The sequence below is a fragment of the Mesorhizobium sp. IMUNJ 23033 genome, from assembly GCF_044778005.1.
GTDB classification, from domain to species: domain Bacteria; phylum Pseudomonadota; class Alphaproteobacteria; order Rhizobiales; family Rhizobiaceae; genus Mesorhizobium; species Mesorhizobium amorphae_A.
The window spans coordinates 65,410-85,181 of the sequence record NZ_JBJACT010000002.1; the positions used below are offsets into that span (position 1 = coordinate 65,410).

The window sequence follows — 19,772 nt, forward strand, 5'->3', positions numbered from 1 at the left end:
GTGTCGAAAAGCAGGCGCGGGCCCCGGTGTCAACGGGTGTTCTGCCGCAGCCACTTGTTCCAGGCGGCTTCGGAGCCGTTGAAGACGTTGATATCGGATTTGCCGGTCATCCCGGGAACGATACCGGTGCCGGTGTACTGCCAGAAGGTGAAGGGATGGCTGCCGTACTTCTGACGCGGATGGCCGGCGACCGAGCGCAGCCAATAGGGGTAGCCGCGGAAGGTCGACAGGCCGTTGTCGTCGAAGAAGTCGACCGAGGTGTAGATGATCGGCTTCTTGCCGTAGTGCCGCTCGACGATTTCAAGGAAAGTGCTCATCTCCGCGCGCACCGTCGCGGCGTCCGGGCGCAGCCTGCAGGTCGGCGATTTCGGGTTCCATTCCATGTCCAGCACCGGCGGCATCGCCAAACGGTCGACGGGCACGTTTGCGATGAACCAGCGCGCCTGCGTGGCGGCGGGCGTGCAGAAATAGAAGAAATGATAGGCCGCACGGGGTATGCCGGCGGCCCTGGTGCGTGCCCAATGCTCGTTGAAATACTCGTCGAAGCGGTCGCCGCCCTCGGTCGCCTTGATGAAGGCGAAGGAGATGCCGCTGGCCTTGGCCGCCGGCCAGTCGACCGATGTCTGGTATTTGGAGACATCGGTGCCGTGGACCGCATAGTTCCACGGGGCGCCGCTGTCCCATTCGTGCGGCTTGGAATCCTCGAAACGCGGTGCACGCACCGCCATTGTCGGGTTGCTGGACGAGGATGGCGACAGCGGCGAGAGATCGTCCACGGTCGAGCAGGCGCCCAACAGCGTCAGCATGACGAGAGCCGCGAGACGGCGCATCTCTCTACTCCTGAGCCGGGTTCAGCCGGCCACTGATGGGTCGTTTCTGCTGGTGCCCCTCGATCTGGCCCCGCCGGACGATCACCCCACAGGATCGCCCGCCTTCCTCATGTGATCGCCGAACATGGTTGATATCAGGTTGACGGCGCTCGACAAGAACAGAGATTTTGCCGAAGCAATCGATGACATAAATCGAGCGCGAAAACACCGGGGGATGGAAAGATGCGGATCGTCGTCAAGATCGTCAAATGGCTGCTCGGCCTGGTCGTGCTGGCGATAGCCGCGCTGTTTGCCTGGCTCTATATCGCGCCGCCGGAACTGATCCGCGTCGGTTCGGGCTATTCGGCCAAGATCGTCTGCTCGAACGTTTTCATTGCCGGGCGCGATGCCGATGATGTGCTCGCCGTCGACGTGCAGGCGCCGGGCCATCCGCTGCTCAGGCTGATGAAGGTGTCGGTCGACAAGGAGCGTGGGATGGTCTCGGCAGGCTTGTTCGGTGTGCTCGGCAGAAGTGTCGCCGTCGCGCGTGACGGGCTGGGCTGCGCTTCGGTTCCGGATGGCAACACCGGCAAGGCGAGGCAGACGGTGACCCATGCCGAACCCGCCGCCACCAGGCAGGATGCGCTGTGGCCGGAAGGCGAACGGGTCGACGCCTCGCAGGCACCGGAGATCGCCAAGATCCTCGACGACGCGGCCATGGCGGGTACCGGCATGCGGGCGGTGGTGGTGGTGAAGAACGGCCGCATTGTTGGCGAGCGCTATGGCGACGGCTTTTCGCAGAAGACGCCGCTGCTCGGCTGGTCGATGACCAAGACGGTGAACGCGGCGATCGTCGGCACGCTGGTCAAGGACGGTAAGATGGCGGTGACCAGCCAAGGGTTGTTCGGGCCATGGAAAGCCGATGGCCGCGCCGCCATCAGCCTCGCCGACATGATGGCGATGTCGAGCGGGCTGGAGTTCAACGAGGACTATGGCGACGTCGCCGACGTCACACGCATGCTCTATCTCGAGCCCGATATGGCGGGGTTCGCCGAATCGAAGCCGCTGACCGGCGAGGTCGGCAAGGTGTTCTCCTATTCGAGCGGCACGGCTGTGATGCTGTCGCGGCTCTGGCAGGACGCCATCGGCGACAAGGACAAGGCGCTGACCTGGCCGCGGACGGCGCTGTTCGAGCCGCTCGGCATGCACAGCGCTGTGTTGGAGACCGACGAACAGGGCACTTTCGTCGGCTCGTCCTATCTCTACGCCACGGCGCATGATTGGGCACGCTTCGGCCAGTTCCTGCTGCAAGGAGGGGTCTGGAACGGCAATGAGATCCTGCCGGCCGGCTTCGTCGACTGGATGCGGGAACCTGCATCGGCCTCGAAGGTCTATGGCAACGGCCAGGTGTGGATCGAGGCACCGGGCGACGAGGAAAACCCCGGCGCCGGCGTCGCGGCCGGCCTGCCCAAGGACACCTACTGGATGGAAGGCCATGACGGGCAGACGGTCGCCATCATTCCGTCAGAGCAGTTGGTGGTGGTGCGGCTCGGGCTGACACCAGCCAAGCTCGGCTACCGGCCGCAGATGATGCTGGGGGCGCTGGTGAAGGCGCTGCATTAGCCGTTTGGCTGCCGGATCACGGCGAGCCATGCATAGCCGCGATAAAGCGTGCGAAAACGGAGGGTTGAACCGGTTCGTTCGGACTCCGATTCCAGGACGTCGCGCAGGGATTCACGCGGCGCGACGTGGAATTTCCTCAGCCAGCTGCGCAGCAAGGTCCGGAACCAGCCTGGCAGGCCTTCCTGCTGACCGAAATCGACAACATGCAGCGAACCGCCAGGCGCAAGGGCGGCGAGTGCTGCCGAAACCGTCTTCTCCCAACCGGGGATCATCGACAGCGAATAGGACACGAAGATGCGGTCGAAACTCTCGATGCCGAACAGCGCTTTGGCGTCGAAATCGGTAGCGTCGCCACGCGCCAGTGCGACGCGGTCGGACAGGCCTTCGCGGGCAATGGCGGCTGTGGCTGTCTCCAGCATCTCGGCCGAAATATCGAGGCCGAAAAAGCGGGCGTCGGGATAGCGACGGGCGGCGAGGATGATGTTGCGGCCGGTGCCGCAGCCGAGTTCGAGCACGGTGCCGCCGGGCGGCACATCCAGTCCTGCTATCAGCCGGTCGCGTCCGAGCAGATAGTATTTGCGGGTCAGGTCATAGATATGGCGCTGCCAGCGATAGACGCCGTCCATCAGTTCGGCATGGTTGGCCGGCAGCTCGCGCGCGCTCATGCGGGCCGCTTCACATAGAGGTGGAAGCCGCCATAAATGGCCGAGCGGTCGCGCGCCGAGAATTCGCGCGAAGCGTCGTCCTCATAGCTCCACTGGTCGAGCAGCGAAACTGAGACGCGGCCAGGCAGCAGGCTGGGCTCGGCCGCGGTGCGGAAGATGACGCGAGCGCCGGCCGATGCCGTGCGGGTGATCTCGGCCCACAGCGCATTGAGCTGGTCGTCGGTCATCCAGTCCTGCGCATCGAGCAGCACGAAGCGGTCGACCGTGCCGGCATCCTTGCCGGCAAGGAACTCGATCAGGTTGGCATGATGTATGGCGACGCGGTCGACATTGTCACGGATGGTCTTGTAGTTGCGCTTTTCGAGATAGGCGGGAAGGGCGGCTTCGCCGGGCTCGGGATAGCGGCGGGCAAAGGCCTGCCAGGCGAAATAGTTGGTGTTCAGCGGAAAGTCGCAGGCGAGCTTCTCCAGCCGGGCTTTCAGGACGCTCGCCATGGTGCCGTCGCCCGAGGTGATCAGCGAATCGTATTGCGCCGGCGGAATGCCCAGGCCGAACAGCGAGGCTTTTCGCGATGTCGCCCATTTCAGCAGCGGCTTCTCGAACACCGGCGCCAGCTCCTCGTTGAAGAAGCGGCGCTGCTCGCTGATGTTCCTGGCTTGCATGATGCCGGCAGGGTCGACGCCGAAGAATTTGCCGACGCGATGGCCCATGGCGATGAACAGGCCGAGCAGGCCGGTCTGGTAGAAGTTGCGGTCGAAGACGGCAATGCGACGGCGTCCGCGCCAGTTGCGGCGCTCCCAGTAGTGGCGGCTGACCGGATCGAGATGCGGCGCGACGAACCGATCGTAGGCTTCCGAATTGTGACGGGTGTCGGCAGCACCGAAGAAGCGGAACAGATCGCCTTGCGACGGCAAATGCCGCACCGCCTCGAGCTTCATGCGGTTCAGCGCGATGTGGGCGGCGTTAAGATCGACGGCATCGATCCGCTCCGGAGAGCGCGTGAGGTAGGCGAGGATGTTGCAGCCGCCCGACGCGATGGTGACAATGCGATGGCCGTGGCCAAGCTGCATGGCCTCCATGTCGACATCTGGGTCTTCCCAGATCTGCGGATAGACGAGACCGGAAAACAGGAAGGCGAAAAGCCGCTCGGAAAGGCCGGCTTTCGACAGCGGGCGGTTCTGGTAGACGGCTTTTCCAACTTCCTTGCCGCGGCGAAAAACCAGATCTCCGGAAACGTCCGTCATGGCAAGGTGATTCCCCATTTGCGTTGGCGCAAGCGGGTAGCCCAGCGTCATGACAGGCCCGTGACAGTCGGAGGTATCGATAATTCTACTGCGGCGGTCATCTGACGCGGCTTTCTGCGCTTCCGGTGCTCACGGACTTCAATGTCCGCTCCGCTCCGGTTCTCGAAAGCCACGCCACCTGACTCGCCGCAGCGAATTCTCGAAGCCTCCTTAGGCTCGTCCGAACCCACCCGGCGTCGGCGTCGTCAGGATGACGGCTTCGCCGGCGTCGAGCACGGTCTGGTCGCAGGCTTTCAGCATCTCGACCGAACCGTTGTTGCGGCGGACCTTGGTCGAGCCAGCCTCGCCGTCGCTGCCACCGCTAAGGCCCTGTGGCGGGCGGTTGCGGTGCGAGGACAGGATTGCGCATTCCATCCTTTCGAGGAAGCGGATGGTGCGCTTGGTACCGTCACCGGCACCCCATTTGCCCTTGCCGCCGGAGCCTTCGCGGATGTGGAAATCCTCGAGCAGGACGGGAAAGCGCAGTTCCAGCACTTCCGGATCGGTGAGGCGCGAGTTGGTCATATGGGTGTGGACGCCCGACGTGCCGGCGAAACCGCGGCCGGAATTCATCCGGCCAGCCGGCGAGCCCGAGCAGATCGTTTCGTAATACTGATACTTTTTGTTGCCGAAGGTGAGGTTGTTCATCGTGCCTTGCGCATTGGCCATCGCGCCCATGGCGCCGAACAGAGCGTTGGTAACATGCTGCGAGGTTTCGACATTGCCGGCGACGACGGCGGCCGGATAGGACGGTTTGAGCATGCAGCCGTCCGGGATAATTATGCTGATGGGACGCAGACACCCGGCATTCATCGGGATCATGTCCTCGACCATGACGCGGAAGGCATAGAGAACGGCGGCGCGGGCGACCGGCTCGGGTGCGTTGAAATTGTTCTTCATGACCGGCGAGGTGCCGGTGAAATCGACTGTCGCCTCGCGCTTTTGCCGGTCGACCGTGATCTTCACCTTGATGACCTGGCCGGTGTCGGTCGGATACTCGTATTCGGAACTGTCGGGCAGGCGCTCCAGCACGCGGCGCACGCTCTCGGCGGCATTGTCCTGGACGTGGCCCATATAGGCCTCGACGACATCGAGGCCGAAATGCGCGACCATCTTGCGCAGTTCGGCCACACCCTTTTCATTGGCGGCGATCTGCGCCTTGAGGTCGGCGATGTTCTGGTGCGGATTGCGGGCCGGGTAGAGGTGGTCGGTGAGCAGCGTTTCCAACTCGGTCTCGCGGAATTTTCCGCGATCGACGATGCGGAAATTGTCGAACAGCACGCCTTCCTCGTCGACCGTTGTAGCGAGCGGCGTCATCGAGCCGGGAGCGGTGCCGCCGACATCGGCATGGTGGCCGCGCGAGGCCGCCCAGAACAGGATTTCCTTCTTCGCGTCGTCGAACACCGGCGTCACCACCGTGATGTCGGGCAGATGCGTGCCGCCATTGTAGGGCGCGTTGAGGGCGAAGACGTCGCCGGGGTGGATGTCGCCCGAGTTCAGCCTGATGATGGTCTCGACCGAGCGGTCCATCGAGCCCAGATGCACCGGCATATGCGGGGCGTTGGCGACCAGCGCACCATGGCGGTCGAACACAGCGCAGGAGAAATCCAGCCGTTCCTTGATGTTGACGGAATAGGCGGTGTTCTGCAGCGTCACGCCCATCTGTTCTGCGATCGACATGAACAGGTTATTGAAGACCTCCAGCATGACCGGATCGGCGGCGGTGCCGAGCGCCGCCTGGCGGCGCTTCTTCTCGATGCGGCGCAGCAGCACATGGTTCCTGGCGGTGATTTCGGCCTGCCAGCCTGGCTCGACGACGATGGTCTGGTTGGGCTCGATGATCAAGGCCGGGCCGGAAACCCTGGTGCCCGGTTTGAGCGCCTCGCGGCGGAAGACGCCGGTGTCGCGCCATTCGCCTTCGGCGAAGATTTTGCGGATCTCGGAATGACTTACGACAAGATCTTCGGTCTCTGATTCACTTTCGTCGCGACCGCCGCCGCCAGTATCGGTGCCTTCGACGCCAACGGACTCCACGATCATCGGCTTGTCCTCGTAGACGAAACCGAACTGACCTTTGTGTGCCGCCTCGAAATCGATCCTGGCTCGCGCAATCGAGCCGTGTTCGAAGTTCACCGGCAATGCCGTGTCGGTGCCGTCATAGCGGATCTGCAGCACCGGCTTCGAGGAGACGGCATCTTCACCAATGCCCTGCGCGGCGAGTTCTTCGATGATGGCTTTTCGCAATGTCGCGATGAGGTCGTCGATCGCCGGCAGGGATCCCTCTGCCAGGGGCTGAAGCAGCGCCTGCTGGCGCGAGGCAAAGACCGACGACAGGCCGATGCCATAGGCCGAGAGCAGTCCGGAGAAGGGATGCATCAGCACCGCCTCCATGCCGAGCGCGTCGGCGACGAGGCAGGCGTGCTGGCCGCCGGCACCGCCGAAGCAGTTCAACAGATATTCGGTGACATCATAACCGCGTTGAACGGAAATCTTCTTGATCGCGTTGGCCATGTTCTCGACGGCAATGGTGACGAAGCCTTCGGCGACGGCTTCCGGCGAGCGGCCGTCGCCGATTTCGGCGGCGAGCGCCGCGAATTTTTTGTGCACGGTCCCGACATCGAGCGGCTGGTCCTGGCTCGGCCCGAAGATCGCAGGAAAGAAGTCGGGCTGCAGCTTGCCGAGCATGACATTTGCGTCGGTGACGGCGAGCGGGCCGCCACGCCGGTAGGCGGCGGGACCGGGGTTGGCGCCGGCCGAATCCGGCCCGGCGCGGAAGCGGCCGGCCTCATAGTGCAGGATCGAACCGCCGCCAGCGGCAACGGTATGGATGCGCATCATCGGGGCGCGGATGCGCACGCCGGCGACTTCGGTGTCGAAGGCGCGCTCGTACTCGCCGTCATAATGAGCGACGTCGGTCGAGGTGCCGCCCATGTCGAAGCCGATGACTCTTTCAAAGCCAGCGAGCTTCGCCGTTTCGACCATGCCGACGACGCCGCCGGCCGGACCGGACAGGAGCGCGTCCTTGCCTTGGAACATATCGGCGGCGGTAAGGCCGCCGGACGACATCATGAACATGAGACGAGGGCCGGCGCCCAGTTCTCCCGCCACCCTTTGCACATACCTCGACAGGATCGGCGAGAGATAGGCGTCGACGACGGTGGTGTCGCCGCGGCCGACCAGCTTGATCAGCGGCGAGACTTCGTGGCTGACGGAGACCTGGCCGAAGCCGAGCTTGCGGCAGACTTTTGCCACCGCCTTCTCGTGGTCGGGATATTTCCAGGCATGCATGAAGACGATGGCCACCGCGTCGATGCCATCGTGCCTGGCCTGCTCGATGGCCGGGCGGCAAGCAGCAATATCGAGCAATCGTTCGACGCGGCCATCGGCACGCACGCGCTCGTCGATCTCGATGACGCGCTCGTAGAGCTGTTCGGGCAGGATGATCTCCTTGGCGAAGATGTCCGGCCGCGCCTGGTAGGCGATCCTCAGCGCGTCGCGAAAGCCCTTGGTGATGAGCAGCAGCACGCGGTCGCCCTTGCGCTCCAGAAGCGCATTGGTGGCGACGGTGGTGCCCATCTTGATGTCGCCGACCAGCCCCGGCGGCACAGGCGCGCCGGATTTCAGCCCGAGCAGGTCGCGAATGCCCTGGATGGCTGCATCGGCATAGGCTTCGGGGTTTTCCGACAGGAGTTTTCTGGGATGCAGCCCGCCTTGAGGGTCACGGCCGATGACATCGGTGAAAGTGCCGCCGCGATCGATCCAGAAGTCCCATTTCTCGGTCATCGCAGCTCCCGGCATTTCTCTTATTTTATCTGTTAGTTCGCCATTCGTCGGACGGCAATCACCAAGCTATCTGAAGATGTTACATGCGGAAACGCAACGTTACGAAACTCATGGCCAGCTGATGCATTTTCTCTTCGACCGCTCACAGGAACGTGAGCGTTTGTTGAAGGAGAGATGTGATGAAAAAGCTCATTCTTGCGTCGCTTTCGGCGCTTGCCCTGCTCGGGGTGGCAGCGTGCAGCGACAGCGGCACAGACAACACCACCACACAGAGCACAAACCCGCCGGCAGCCGAACAGCCGATGCAGCCTGCCGCCCCGGCAGCTCCTGACGCTACGAAGCCTGCCGAACCGGCTCCGGCAGCACCTGCTGCGCCCGCGCAGTAGTATGAGATGAACGGACAAGGCCGGCATCAGCCGGCCTTGTCCTGCCAGAATACCCGCATTGCGAGCGAGCGCGATCGCGCCCGGTTGCATGGCAAGGGTTGGGTTTGCTTCGTCAGGCGTCCCAAATCGATCGGGCCTGCGGCACTGTCTTCGCTTGATAGCGGTGGGCGGTTGGCACTAAGAAGCCCTTATGTCGATTTGGGACCGCCTCGGCGACTTCATCACACGCGTTTCGTCTTCAGCGTCGTCAGGCGTCGCCGATGTCGTGGAGGCCGTGCGGACCGTTTTCTCGGGTGACCCGGATCTGCGGCGCCGTGTCGCCTTTTCGGTGGCGATGATCGCGCTGTCGGCCAAGATGGCCAAAGCCGACGGCATCGTCACCCAGAACGAGGTGCGCGCCTTCCAGGAGATATTCGAGGTTCCGCCGAAGGAGACGCGCAACGTGGCGCGCCTTTACGATCTGGCCAAGCGGGACGTCGCCGGGTTCGAGATCTATGCCGCGCGCATGGCGCAATTGTGCGGTTCGGGCCATGCGAACTGCATGATGCTTGAGGACATACTCGACGGCCTGTTCCACATAGCCAAGGCGGACGGGATGATCCACGAACGCGAAGGCCTGTTCCTGCATCGCATCGCCGAGATATTCCGGATCGAAGAGGCACATTACCAGAGTATCCTGGCGCGGCACGTCGATCTGGGTGCAGCCGATCCCTATGTCGTGCTCGGCATCGAGCGCGGAAAACCATTCGAGGAGATCAGGAAACGCTACCGCAAGCTGGTTTCCGACAATCATCCCGACCGGCTGATCGCACGCGGACTGCCGCAGGAATTCATCAAGATCGCCACGACCAGGGTCGCGGCGATCAACGCTGCCTATGAGATGATCGAGCGGGGCCTGCGGCACGTATGAGCGGTTTCCTGCCCGACGAGCCGAGCGCCGAGGTCAGGGCATCGCCGAATTTCGGTCCGCGGCGCGACACGCTCAAGCCCGACATGGTCGTGCTGCACTATACCGGCATGGCGACGGGCCCCGGTGCCGAGGCATGGCTGTGCGATCCGGCGAGTGAGGTTTCCGCCCACTATCTCGTCCATGAGGACGGCCGCATCGTCCAGATGGTGCGGGAAAGCGATCGTGCCTGGCATGCCGGCAAGAGTTCGTGGTTCGGACGCACCGACATCAACTCCTGTTCGGTCGGCATCGAGATCGTCAATCCCGGCCATTCGCTCGGCTATCCCGCTTTTCCAAGGCGGCAGATCGATGCCGTGATCGGCCTTTGCGCGGGGATCGTCCAACGCCATTTTATTCCGGCGCAAAGGGTGCTTGCCCATTCCGACGTGGCACCCGGACGCAAGATCGATCCAGGTGAGAAATTCCCCTGGAAAGCCCTGTTCGCGGCCGGTGTCGGCCACCTCGTCCCGGCGGCGCCGGTCAAGCGGGGTGCTGTGCTCCAGGCAGGCGATACGGGCCCGGATGTCGAGGCGCTGCAGTCGATGCTGGCGGTCTACGGCTATGGGGTGGAGATATCGGGTGTGTTCGACCGGCAGACTGGGATCGTGGTCGAAGCCTTTCAGCGGCATTTCCGCCCGCGTCTGGTCGACGGCGTGGCCGACGGGTCGACAATCCGCACGCTGCAAAGGCTTCTGGCTTCCGCTAAGGCAATCCTGTCAAAGTAATCCTTTTTGAGTCGATAAATTACAATCTGTCACGCAAAGTGACTTGCACCGCCTTCTTTGCCGCCAATTCGGCCTTCAAAGGCGAACCGTGCAAATTGTCGGACCTCTAGCCTCCCGGATGTACCGATATTGATTGGTGTAGCCGCGTGAAGTTCTTCGCGCGGTTCAAACAGAACAGGACCCCATGCAGAAATTGACCGTTTTAACGGCAGCTGTTGTTGCCGGTGTAATGACTTTTGCCATCGGTGCGGCGAATGGCGCACCACTGAGCCAGAGGGCAGACCAGGGATTCTCCGCCGTACCCGCCAAGACTGCCCTGCCGAAAGCGGCTCAGGCAGCAAAAGCCAAGAGGACGGCCACTGCGAAGGTCGAAAAGGCAGTTGCAGTGAAGGCTCGAAAGTCGAAGGCCAAACGGCATGTCAAGCGCAACAGGAAGAGCATCGATCTGACGACGACGGCATCGATCCGCCCGCAGAATGCCGCGGTTTCGGCAGTGGCGCCCGCTGAGGCCGGCCAGTATTCGGCTATCATCGCCCGCTATGCGGCGGCCGAAGGCGTGCCGGTGTCGCTGGCCAAGGCCGTGATCAAGATCGAGAGCAACTACCGGCCGAACATCGTCGGCGGCGCCGGTGAGATCGGGCTGATGCAGATCAAGCCGGCAACGGCGCGCATGATGGGCTATACCGGCTCGGTCAAGGGCCTGTTCAATCCCGACACCAACATCAAATACGGCATGAAGTACCTTGCCATGGCACGAGGCCTCGGTGGCGGTACCACTTGCGGCACGATCCTGAAATACAATGCCGGCCATGCCGCCACGCGCATGAACCCGGTGTCGGCGGCCTATTGCAGCAAGGTGAAGGTGCAGATGGCCGCGCTTGGGACACCTGCGTGACCGTCCAGGCATAAGCTGCTTTTTTCGTTTGCGTTTTCAGGCGTGAACCCCTTTATACGCTCTGCCAGCTGGCCGGGCGGCCGCACCCGCGAAGCCGAAAGGCTGCGGGTGAGGAAAGTCCGGGCTCCATGGAGACACGGTGCCGGTTAATGGCCGGCGGGGGCGACCCCAGGGAAAGTGCCACAGAAAGCAAACCGCCACGGCATCTGGTGTCCGCAAGGCCACTGGGATCCGCGGCAAGGGTGAAAGGGTGGGGTAAGAGCCCACCGCGCGACTGGCAACAGGAGCGGCACGGTAAACCCCACCGGGAGCAAGACCGAATAGGGACGGTGCGAGGGGAAACCCTCGAGGGCTGTTTCCGGCTCACCGTCCGGGTAGGTTGCGTGAGGCGCATGGCAACATGCGCCCAAGATGAATGGCCGCCACGTTCTCGCGCCGCAAGGCGCGAGGGCCATACAGAACCCGGCTTACAGGCCAGCTGGCAATTTCTCCCGGCGCAACATCGACGCCGATGATCTTAATTCGTGATCGGTCCTTCGAAGGCCGGGATTACGCGGTCAGCCGCTGACCCTGTCCAGCGATGCCGCGATCGCCTGCCAGAGCTCTTCCACCGGTTCGCAGCCAATCGACAGGCGTACGAAACCCGGCGCGACGGCGTCTCCGCGTTTGGCGCGCCGTTCGGCGGAGGTGTGGACACCGCCGAAGGAGGTCGCCGCCTCAATCAGCGGGCAGTTGTTGATGAATGCCTCGGCTTTCTCTTCCGAGGCCAGTTCGAACGAGACGAGAAAGCCGAAGCGTTCCATCTGGGCGCGGGCAAGATTATGTGACGGGTCGCCTTCCAGCCCAGGAAAGCGCAGCCCGCTTACGGCGCGATGATCCTTCAGCCTTTGCGCGATGATCTCCGCCGAAGAACACATGCGGTCGAAGCGCACGTCCAGCGTTTCGACGCCGCGATGCACCAGCCACGCCTCGAACGGTCCAGGGATGGCGCCCGACATCTCTCGCCAGCCGGTCACGGCAGCGATGATGTCGTCGCTGCGGCTGGCGACGTGGCCGAACAGCACGTCGGAATGGCCGTTGGTCGCCTTGGTGTCGGCGGAGACGACGATGTCGGCGCCGAGGTCGAGTGGGCGCTGGCCGAAGGGCGTCATCGCCGTGTTGTCGGCAACGAGGATCGCTCCGGCTTCATGGGCGGCCTTGGCGACGGCGGCGATATCGCAAATATCCAGTTGCGGGTTCGAAGGGGTCTCGACGAAAGCCAGGCGATAGCCGGCAAAACCACCGTCGAGAAAGGTCGATGTCGGCCGCAGGTCATAGGCAACACCGAATGGTTTGAGGAAGCGCTCGGCCAGCGCTCGCGTGGCGTGATAGCCGTCCGATGGCAAAAGCACTCGGTCGCCGGACTTCAGAAGCGCGAAGAAAATCGCCGAGATCGCGGCCATTCCGGACGGGAAGCCGATGCATCGGGCGTTTTCCAGATGGCCAAGAGCGTGCTCGACGGCATCCCAGGTCGGATTGCTGTAGCGGCCATACTCATTGAAGCCGGTCGCATCCCCTGGCGTGTGAAAGATGGCGGCCATGGTCAGCGGCAAGGGGATCGGGTCGCCCGTGGCGAATCCGCTATTGCGCAAATGGGCAAGTGCTGCGGCGCGTGACCTGGCTGTTTCGGACATCGATCTCACACCTTGTTGCCGCCGGAAGAGGACCGGGTGACGCTATGCGTGCCAACGGGTTGCAGCAAGCGCCCTCCAGTTGGGCCACGGGGCTCTAAACCCTTCGTTAGGCTTAATAGAGGATAAAGACGGGAGTGCCGTCGCAGCTGCCTTCCCAGGTTGTCGCACGCACGTTTGTGAAGCCTGTTCCCGTTGACGCCCATAGTGCCCCATGATATCCCATTTCGATACCAAAGCCTTCGTTCCGCGTCAGGGTGAAGCGTACGCCAATCGGGCAGCCGCGGCGGCTGCGCGTTTGCGCGTTTTTGCCTCGGCGGACGGAGCGAGTTTTCGGAAGGGACCGCGCAGCGGCGGTGCGGGCGAAACGATGAAGAGGGGTGCGGCGGCGGAAGCGGCTGTAGCGCGTAATGGACCGGTTTCTGTCAAGCGCGGTGAACAGGATCGATGCGAAGGGACGGGTTTCCGTTCCGGCGCATTTCCGCTCGGTCGTGCAGAAACGCGGCTATTCGGACCTCTATGGCCTGCGCTGCCTGGATATCCCGGCGATGGATGTCGGCGGTCTCGACCTGCTCGACCGCTACGAACAGCGCATCGCGCAGGAAGATCCCTTCCTGCAGACGGCGGACGACATGTCCTTCTTCTGCCATGGCGATGGGACGTTCCTGAAACTGGACCAGGACGGTCGCATCACGATGAGCGATTTCATCCGCGAGCATACCGGCATTTTGGCGGAAGTGGCCTTTGTCGGTCGCGGCAATTTCTTTCAGATCTGGGAGCCGGGGCGGCTTGCCGCCTATGGAGCGCAGGCGCGCGCCCGGCTTTTGCAGCTTCGGCAGGGGACGAAGCCTGGGGAGCGACCGGAATGATGGTGGGCGACGGCGATGATCTTCACGCCGTTGGCGGACCAGTCCGTCACATTCCGGTCCTCCTTGCCGAAGTGCTGGAGGCGCTTTCACCCAAAGCCGGCGACGTAGTCGTCGACGGCACGTTCGGCGCCGGCGGCTACACCAAAGCCATTCTTGCGACCGGTGCTTCGGTCGTGGCCATCGACCGCGATCCCGATGCCATCGCGGCTGGTCGTGTTCTCGAACAGCAATCGGGTGGCAGGCTGCGGCTGGTGCAGGCGCCGTTCTCAACGTTGGACGACCATGTTGAAAGCGCCGACGGCGTTGTGCTCGACATCGGTGTCTCCTCCATGCAGCTCGACCAGGCCGAACGCGGCTTCTCGTTCCGCAACGATGGGCCGCTCGACATGCGCATGGCGCAGGCTGGCTTGAGCGCGGCCGACGTCGTCAACAGTTTCAAGGCCGGTGATCTTGCGCGCATCTTCGGCTTTCTGGGCGAGGAGCGTCACGCCGGCCGCATCGCCCGCATGATCGAGAGCCGCCGCGAAAAGCGGCCGTTCGAGCGCACGCTCGACCTCGCCGACGCCATCGAGACGCATATCGGCCGCGCCCCGAAGGACAAGATCCATCCGGCGACGCGCGTCTTCCAGGCGCTGCGCATCTTCGTCAATGACGAGCTTGGCGAACTGGCAAAGGCGCTCTTTGCGGCAGAGCGTGCGCTTAAGCCCGGTGGGCGGCTGGCGGTGGTGACGTTCCATTCGCTGGAGGATCGCATCGTCAAGCGCTTCATCGCCGACCGCTCGGATGCGGCGAGCGGCTCGCGCCACTTGCCCGAGGCGCAGGCGCGGATGGCGACTTTTCGCAAGGCCGGCAGCGGCGTGACGGCGGGCGATGCCGAGATCGCGGCCAACCCGCGAGCACGTTCGGCCAGGCTGCGCGCAGCAATCCGCACCGAGGCGCCGGCGCGTAGCAGTGACTTTTCGATTTTCGGCCTTCCAAAGCTTCCCGGCATCGACCGGCCGGGAGAGAGGTGAGCACGTGTTTCGTACCAGCGACATAGTCCTTATCGCGGTCATGGTCTCGGCGGCCGCCCTGACCTACAAGACCAAGCGCGAGGCCGAGGAACAATTGGCGGCGGTGCAGAAGATCCAGGCGCAGATCCACTATGAGGAGGACACGATCGACCTTCTGAAGGCGGACTGGAGCCTGCTCACCCAACCGTCGCGCCTGCAGAAGCTGGCCGAAATCTACAAGTCGCAGCTGGGACTCGAGCCGGTAAATGCGCGCCAGATCGTCGGCCTCGACGATCTTCCGGCAAAACCGGTCAACATCGAGGACCTGTCGTCGCAACGGCTGGGCGGCATGGCAGACAATTCCGGCAAAGGGCCCTCGGACGGCAAGGATCCCGTGGTGACCGGAGGCATCGTCCAATGATCGCCAGACTTCCAGTAATGGGCAAACTTCCAAAGATCGGCAGCCTGCTGAAGCGTCGCGCCAGGCCCGGCGAAGACGGCTCGATCGTCGTCGATGGCGCCCGCAAGGCGACCGGCGGCAAGGCCAGGACGCGCATCGTGATGACGATGGCGGTGTTTTTCGGCATCTATTCGGCCATCGCCGGCAGGCTGGTCTATCTCGGCTTCCAGAATCCCGACATGTCGGGCGGGCCGCAGAGCCGGGTGACCGCGTCGCGGCCCGATATCGTCGATCGCAACGGCGAGGTGCTGGCGACCGACATCAAGACTGCCTCGCTGTTTGCCGAGCCACGCCGCATCGTCGACGCCGACGAGGCGATCGAGAAGTTGTCGACGGTGCTTCCCGAGATCGACTACGAACAGACCTATCACAAGCTGAAGAGCGGCGCCGGCTTCGTCTGGCTGCAGCGGCAGCTGACACCAAAGCAGCAGGCCGACATCATGCAGCTCGGCATCCCCGGCTTTGGCTTCCGTACCGAAAAACGCCGCTTCTATCCGGCCGGCGAGACCTCGTCCTACATTGTCGGTCTCACCAACATCGACAACCAGGGCATTTCCGGCATGGAGAAATATGTCGACGAGCAGGGTCTGACCGACCTTCAGGCGTCGGGCCTGGCAGTGGCCAGGGACCTGAAGCCGGTGCAGCTCTCGATCGACCTGCGCGTCCAGCACATCGTGCGCGACGAGGTGGCCACCGGCATGGAACGCTTCCACGCCATCGCCGCCGGCGCCGTCGTGCTCAACGTCAAGACCGGCGAAGTGCTGGCGATGGCGTCGGTGCCGGATTTCGACCCCAACAATCCCTACAATGCCCAGGACAAGGACCGGTTGAACCGCATGTCGGCGGGCCTCTACGAAATGGGTTCGACGTTCAAGAGCTTCACCACCGCGATGGCGCTGGATTCAGGCAAGGTGACCCTGGAGAGCCGGTTCGACGCCTCGCGCCCGATCAGGATCGGCCATCAGACCATTCATGACTTCCACGGCAAGGGGCGCGTGCTGTCGGTGCCTGAGGTGTTCATTTATTCCTCCAATATCGGCTCGGCCAAGGAGGCCGAAGCGGTGGGCATCGAAGGGCATCGCGAATTCCTGCATCGGCTGGGCATTCTCGAGAAGATGCAGACGGAACTGCCCGAGGTCGCGCGCCCGACCGAGCCCAAGGTGTGGAAACAGGTCAATTCGATCACCATCGCCTTCGGCCATGGTGTGTCGACGACACCGCTGCAGACCGCCGTCGGCTGCGCCGCGCTGATGAATGGCGGCTACCTTATCGAGCCGACATTCCTGCCTCGCACGCAGGAGGAAGCGATGGTGGTGGCCAAGAAAGTGGTCAACGAAAAGACCGTCGAGGGCATGCGCTATCTCTATGCGCTCAACGCCGAGAAAGGCTCGGGCAAGAGCGCCAGGGTTCCGGGCTATCGCGTCGGCGGCAAGACCGGAACGGCTGAAAAGGTCGTCAATGGCCGCTACTCGAAGGACAAGAATTTCAATGCCTTCGTCGCTGCTTTCCCGATGGACGACCCGCAGTACATCGTGCTGACGATCGCCGACGAACCGAAGCCGGAAAAGCCCGGCATGGGTGCCACCGCGGCCTCGAATGCGGGCGTCATGGCGGGCAATATCATCCGGCGCGCGGCTTCAATGCTTGGCGTGAAGCCAGATTTCAGCCATGAAAATGGTGCAACGCTGGTTTCCTATCAGTGATTCTTGGGGCGCGCCGGCAACTGCGCGCTATTTTGTTGCGATGAACGGGTTTCGATGCAGCTGAAAGACCTAGCCGGTATCCTGCCTGTCGAGGGAACAGCTTCCCTCGACCTGGAGGTGACCGGGATTTCCTCGGATTCCCGCCAGGTAAAACCCGGCGTCGTCTTTTTCGCGCTTACTGGTACCAAGGCGGACGGTGTGACCTATGCCGAGGATGCCGCGAAGCGCGGCGCGGCGGCGATCGTGGCGGGCAAATCCAGCGCCATTGCCGGGTTGTCGGTCCCGGTGCTTGCCGTCGGCGACCCGCGCCTGGCGCTGGCGCTGAGTGCTGCCCGCTTCTTCGGCAGGCAGCCGGAGACAATGGTGGCGGTGACGGGCACCAGCGGCAAGACGTCGGTCGCCGCCTTCACGCGGCAGATATGGGAGCAGGCCGGCCATGCCGCCGCTTCGATCGGCACCACCGGCGTGGTGGCGCCCGGCCGCAACGAGTATGGCTCGCTAACCACGCCCGACCCGGTGGCGCTGCACCAGCTTTTGCGCGAACTTGCGGATGCCGGCGTCACCCACGCGTCGATGGAAGCCTCCAGCCATGGCCTCGACCAGCGCCGGCTGGATGGTGTGAAACTCGCCGCCGGCGGCTTCACCAATCTCGGCCGCGACCACATGGACTATCACCCGACCGTCGAGGAGTACCACCAGGCGAAATTGCGCCTGTTCGACACGCTGCTGCCCAAGGGCGCGCCGGCGGTCATCTTCGCCGACGACCCGTGGTCGGAGCCGACGATCAAAGCGGCCAAGGCAGCAGGGTTGACCGTGCTGACGGTCGGTCGCCACGGCGATTTCCTAAGGCTGAAGCGGGTCGAGCATGAGCGCCATCGCCAGCGCGCCGAAGTCGAGGCCGACGGCGTGCTGCACGAAATCGACCTGCCGCTGGCCGGCGATTTCCAGATCGCGAACGCGCTGGTTTCGGCGGGTTTGGCTATTTCTACGGGAATTCCTGCCGTCAAAGCCCTGATTGCATTGGAAAAATTGAAAGGCGCACCGGGTCGACTCGACCTCGTCGGTACCACCGGCAATGGTGCGCCTGTCTATGTCGACTATGCGCACAAGCCGGACGCGCTGGAAAACGTGCTCGCTTCCGTGCGGCCATTCACCACTGGCCGCGTCATCGTGGTGTTCGGCTGCGGCGGCGATCGCGATCGAGGCAAGCGGCCGATCATGGGCGAGATCGCGACGCGGCTCGCCGATGTCGTCATCGTCACCGATGACAATCCGCGTTCGGAAGTGCCGGAAACGATCCGCGCTGCGATCCTCGCCGCTGCGCCCGGCGCCATCGAGATAGGCGACCGGCGCAAGGCGATCCACGAGGCGGTGGCCATGCTTCACGCCGGCGATACGCTGATCGTGGCCGGCAAGGGCCACGAGGAAGGCCAGACCATCGGCGCTGAGACATTGCATTTCTCCGACCACGAGGAAGTTCGTGCGGCGCTCAGGGAGCGGGCTGCATGAGTGTCCTGTGGACCTCCGAAGCGCTGGTCGACGCCATGGGCGGGCGGCCGATCGGCCCGATGCCGGAGGGTATTTCCGGCATTTCGATCGACAGCCGCAGCCTGCAGCCGGGGGACGCCTTCTTCGCCATCAAGGGCGAGGCGATGGATGGCCATGATTTCGCGACAGCCGCCGTCAAAGCCGGCGCCGGGGTGCTGGTCGTCGCCGAGGGCAAGCTGCCGTCGCTGGGGCGGCTGACGGCGCCGATGATCGTGGTCCAGGACGTGCTTGCCGCGCTGGAAAAGCTCGGTGTCGCGGCACGCGCGCGCTCCAACGCCAGGATCATCGCGGTGACCGGCTCGGCCGGCAAGACGACCACCAAGGAAGCGCTGCGCCACGTGCTGTCTGCGGTCGGCAAGGCGCATGCCTCGGCGCAGTCGTTCAACAACCATTGGGGCGTGCCGCTGACGCTGGCGCGGATGCCCGCCGATTGCGACTATGCGGTGTTCGAGATCGGCATGAACCATCCGGATGAAATCCGGCCGCTGGTCAAGATGGTCCGCCCGCATGTCGCCATCGTCACGCTGATCGCGGCGGCGCATCTCGGCTTCTTCAAAAATCTCGACGAAATCGCCAAGGCCAAGGCCGAGATATTCGAGGGGCTGGAACCTGACGGTGCCGCACTGCTCAACCGCGACGACGGGCGCTGGAAACTACTGGACAAGATGGCCAGGGCCGCCGGTGTCGAGCATGTCTTCGGCTTCGGCGAAAATGCCCGCTCGACCTTCAAGCTGGTCAAATGCGAACTGCATGCCGGCCATTCCATGATCACTGCCAGGATCGGCGGGCAGGACGTCGCCGCCCGGGTCGGCGCGCCCGGCCGCCACATGGTGCAGAATGTGCTGGCCGTGCTGGGCGCGGCGCAACTGGTTGGTGCCGATATCGGCACGGTGGCCTCGGCGCTGGCCAACCTCTCGGCGGAGCGCGGCCGCGGCAAGCGCCATGTGCTGCGCCATCCGAAAGGGCAGATCACGCTGATCGATGAGAGCTACAACGCCAATCCGGCCTCGATGCAGGCGGCTATGGCGCTGCTCAACGCAACGCCTGTGTCGGGCGAGGGCAGGCGCATCGCCGTGCTCGGCGACATGCTCGAACTCGGCGACCATTCGGCGAAGCTGCACGCAGCCCTTGCCGATCTCATCGTCGGCACCGAAACGCGCACGGTCTTTCTCGGCGGCCCTGAAATGCGGGCATTGGCGGACATCTTGCCCGACGAGATCGATACGGAGTATCGCGCCGGCGCCGAAGAGTTGAAGCCGCTGCTGCTGTCGGCGTTGAAGCCTGGCGACGTGTTGATGGTCAAATCGTCGAAAGGCATCGGTTTTTCAAAGCTGGTCGAGGCATTGCTCGGCAAATTTCCGGCGCAAGCCACATCCATTGAACAGACCTAAGACCGGCCCGGGGGACGGAGT

At 63.6% G+C, this 19,772-nt stretch carries 16 protein-coding genes and 1 other RNA gene; 12 read left to right on the forward strand and 5 right to left on the reverse strand.

Annotated features, from left to right (window positions below):
* Positions 1-29 precede the first annotated feature (29 nt).
* Entirely contained in the window at positions 30-830 is an 801-nt protein-coding gene (locus ACFX5Q_RS03635) for a GH25 family lysozyme (protein WP_404275439.1), read from the reverse strand.
* A gap of 222 nt (positions 831-1,052) precedes the next feature.
* Between ACFX5Q_RS03635 and ACFX5Q_RS03640 the strand changes: the two genes are divergently transcribed.
* Positions 1,053-2,432 (forward strand): serine hydrolase domain-containing protein, encoded by a 1,380-nt coding sequence (locus ACFX5Q_RS03640; RefSeq protein WP_404275440.1) that lies wholly within the window; start codon positions 1,053-1,055, stop codon positions 2,430-2,432.
* Here ACFX5Q_RS03640 and ACFX5Q_RS03645 read toward each other — a convergent pair.
* The 3 genes from ACFX5Q_RS03645 to ACFX5Q_RS03655 form a co-directional block, all read right to left on the reverse strand.
* The gene (locus ACFX5Q_RS03645) at positions 2,429-3,097 is read right to left on the reverse strand and encodes a class I SAM-dependent methyltransferase (RefSeq protein WP_404275442.1); all 669 of its coding nucleotides are present in this window, start codon (positions 3,095-3,097) and stop codon (positions 2,429-2,431) included. The two genes, ACFX5Q_RS03640 and ACFX5Q_RS03645, sit on opposite strands and share 4 nt — an antisense overlap.
* On the reverse strand, positions 3,094-4,392 hold the full coding sequence (locus tag ACFX5Q_RS03650) for a DUF3419 family protein (RefSeq protein WP_404275444.1): 1,299 nt from the start codon (positions 4,390-4,392) through the stop codon (positions 3,094-3,096). The genes ACFX5Q_RS03645 and ACFX5Q_RS03650 overlap by 4 nt, the downstream gene beginning before the upstream one ends.
* A gap of 159 nt (positions 4,393-4,551) precedes the next feature.
* Positions 4,552-8,163, reverse strand: a complete 3,612-nt coding sequence (locus ACFX5Q_RS03655; RefSeq protein ID WP_404275446.1) for a hydantoinase B/oxoprolinase family protein — start codon at positions 8,161-8,163, stop codon at positions 4,552-4,554.
* A 179-nt stretch (positions 8,164-8,342) separates the two neighbouring features.
* Here ACFX5Q_RS03655 and ACFX5Q_RS03660 point away from each other — a divergent pair, with 179 nt between their 5' ends.
* From ACFX5Q_RS03660 to rnpB, 5 genes are all read left to right on the forward strand, one after another.
* On the forward strand, positions 8,343-8,549 hold the full coding sequence (locus ACFX5Q_RS03660; RefSeq protein WP_404275448.1) for a hypothetical protein: 207 nt from the start codon (positions 8,343-8,345) through the stop codon (positions 8,547-8,549).
* 190 nt (positions 8,550-8,739) lie between these two features.
* Positions 8,740-9,459 (forward strand): TerB family tellurite resistance protein, encoded by a 720-nt coding sequence (locus ACFX5Q_RS03665; RefSeq protein WP_404275450.1) that lies wholly within the window; start codon positions 8,740-8,742, stop codon positions 9,457-9,459.
* Positions 9,456-10,223, forward strand: coding sequence for an N-acetylmuramoyl-L-alanine amidase (locus ACFX5Q_RS03670; RefSeq protein WP_404275452.1), 768 nt, complete (start codon positions 9,456-9,458; stop codon positions 10,221-10,223). Before ACFX5Q_RS03665 ends, ACFX5Q_RS03670 begins: the two co-directional genes overlap by 4 nt.
* Before the next feature lie 184 nt (positions 10,224-10,407).
* Entirely contained in the window at positions 10,408-11,118 is a 711-nt protein-coding gene (locus ACFX5Q_RS03675; RefSeq protein ID WP_404275454.1) for a lytic transglycosylase domain-containing protein, read from the forward strand.
* A 64-nt stretch (positions 11,119-11,182) separates the two neighbouring features.
* An RNA gene (rnpB, locus tag ACFX5Q_RS03680) (RNase P RNA component class A) lies at positions 11,183-11,604 on the forward strand.
* A gap of 71 nt (positions 11,605-11,675) precedes the next feature.
* On the opposite strand, the gene ACFX5Q_RS03685 is transcribed toward rnpB, so the two are convergent.
* Complete coding sequence (locus tag ACFX5Q_RS03685; protein WP_404275456.1) at positions 11,676-12,791, reverse strand: cystathionine gamma-lyase; 1,116 nt, start codon at positions 12,789-12,791, stop codon at positions 11,676-11,678.
* Between the two features lie 407 nt (positions 12,792-13,198).
* Between ACFX5Q_RS03685 and mraZ the strand changes: the two genes are divergently transcribed.
* Genes mraZ through ACFX5Q_RS03715 form a run of 6 tightly spaced genes read left to right on the forward strand, consistent with a single transcriptional unit; the run spans position 13,199 to position 19,751 of the window.
* On the forward strand, positions 13,199-13,657 hold the full coding sequence (gene mraZ, locus ACFX5Q_RS03690) for a division/cell wall cluster transcriptional repressor MraZ (RefSeq protein ID WP_404275458.1): 459 nt from the start codon (positions 13,199-13,201) through the stop codon (positions 13,655-13,657).
* Positions 13,654-14,670, forward strand: coding sequence for a 16S rRNA (cytosine(1402)-N(4))-methyltransferase RsmH (gene rsmH / locus ACFX5Q_RS03695; protein ID WP_404275459.1), 1,017 nt, complete (start codon positions 13,654-13,656; stop codon positions 14,668-14,670). Before mraZ ends, rsmH begins: the two co-directional genes overlap by 4 nt.
* Positions 14,671-14,674: 4 nt before the next feature.
* Positions 14,675-15,070, forward strand: coding sequence for a hypothetical protein (locus tag ACFX5Q_RS03700; RefSeq protein WP_192180841.1), 396 nt, complete (start codon positions 14,675-14,677; stop codon positions 15,068-15,070).
* On the forward strand, positions 15,067-16,812 hold the full coding sequence (locus tag ACFX5Q_RS03705; RefSeq protein WP_404275461.1) for a peptidoglycan D,D-transpeptidase FtsI family protein: 1,746 nt from the start codon (positions 15,067-15,069) through the stop codon (positions 16,810-16,812). Before ACFX5Q_RS03700 ends, ACFX5Q_RS03705 begins: the two co-directional genes overlap by 4 nt.
* Before the next feature lie 54 nt (positions 16,813-16,866).
* Positions 16,867-18,321: a UDP-N-acetylmuramoyl-L-alanyl-D-glutamate--2,6-diaminopimelate ligase gene (locus tag ACFX5Q_RS03710; protein ID WP_404275463.1), complete on the forward strand. Its 1,455-nt coding sequence runs from the start codon at positions 16,867-16,869 to the stop codon at positions 18,319-18,321.
* Positions 18,318-19,751: a UDP-N-acetylmuramoylalanyl-D-glutamyl-2,6-diaminopimelate--D-alanyl-D-alanine ligase gene (locus tag ACFX5Q_RS03715; RefSeq protein ID WP_404275464.1), complete on the forward strand. Its 1,434-nt coding sequence runs from the start codon at positions 18,318-18,320 to the stop codon at positions 19,749-19,751. The genes ACFX5Q_RS03710 and ACFX5Q_RS03715 overlap by 4 nt, the downstream gene beginning before the upstream one ends.
* Positions 19,752-19,772: the final 21 nt, after the last annotated feature.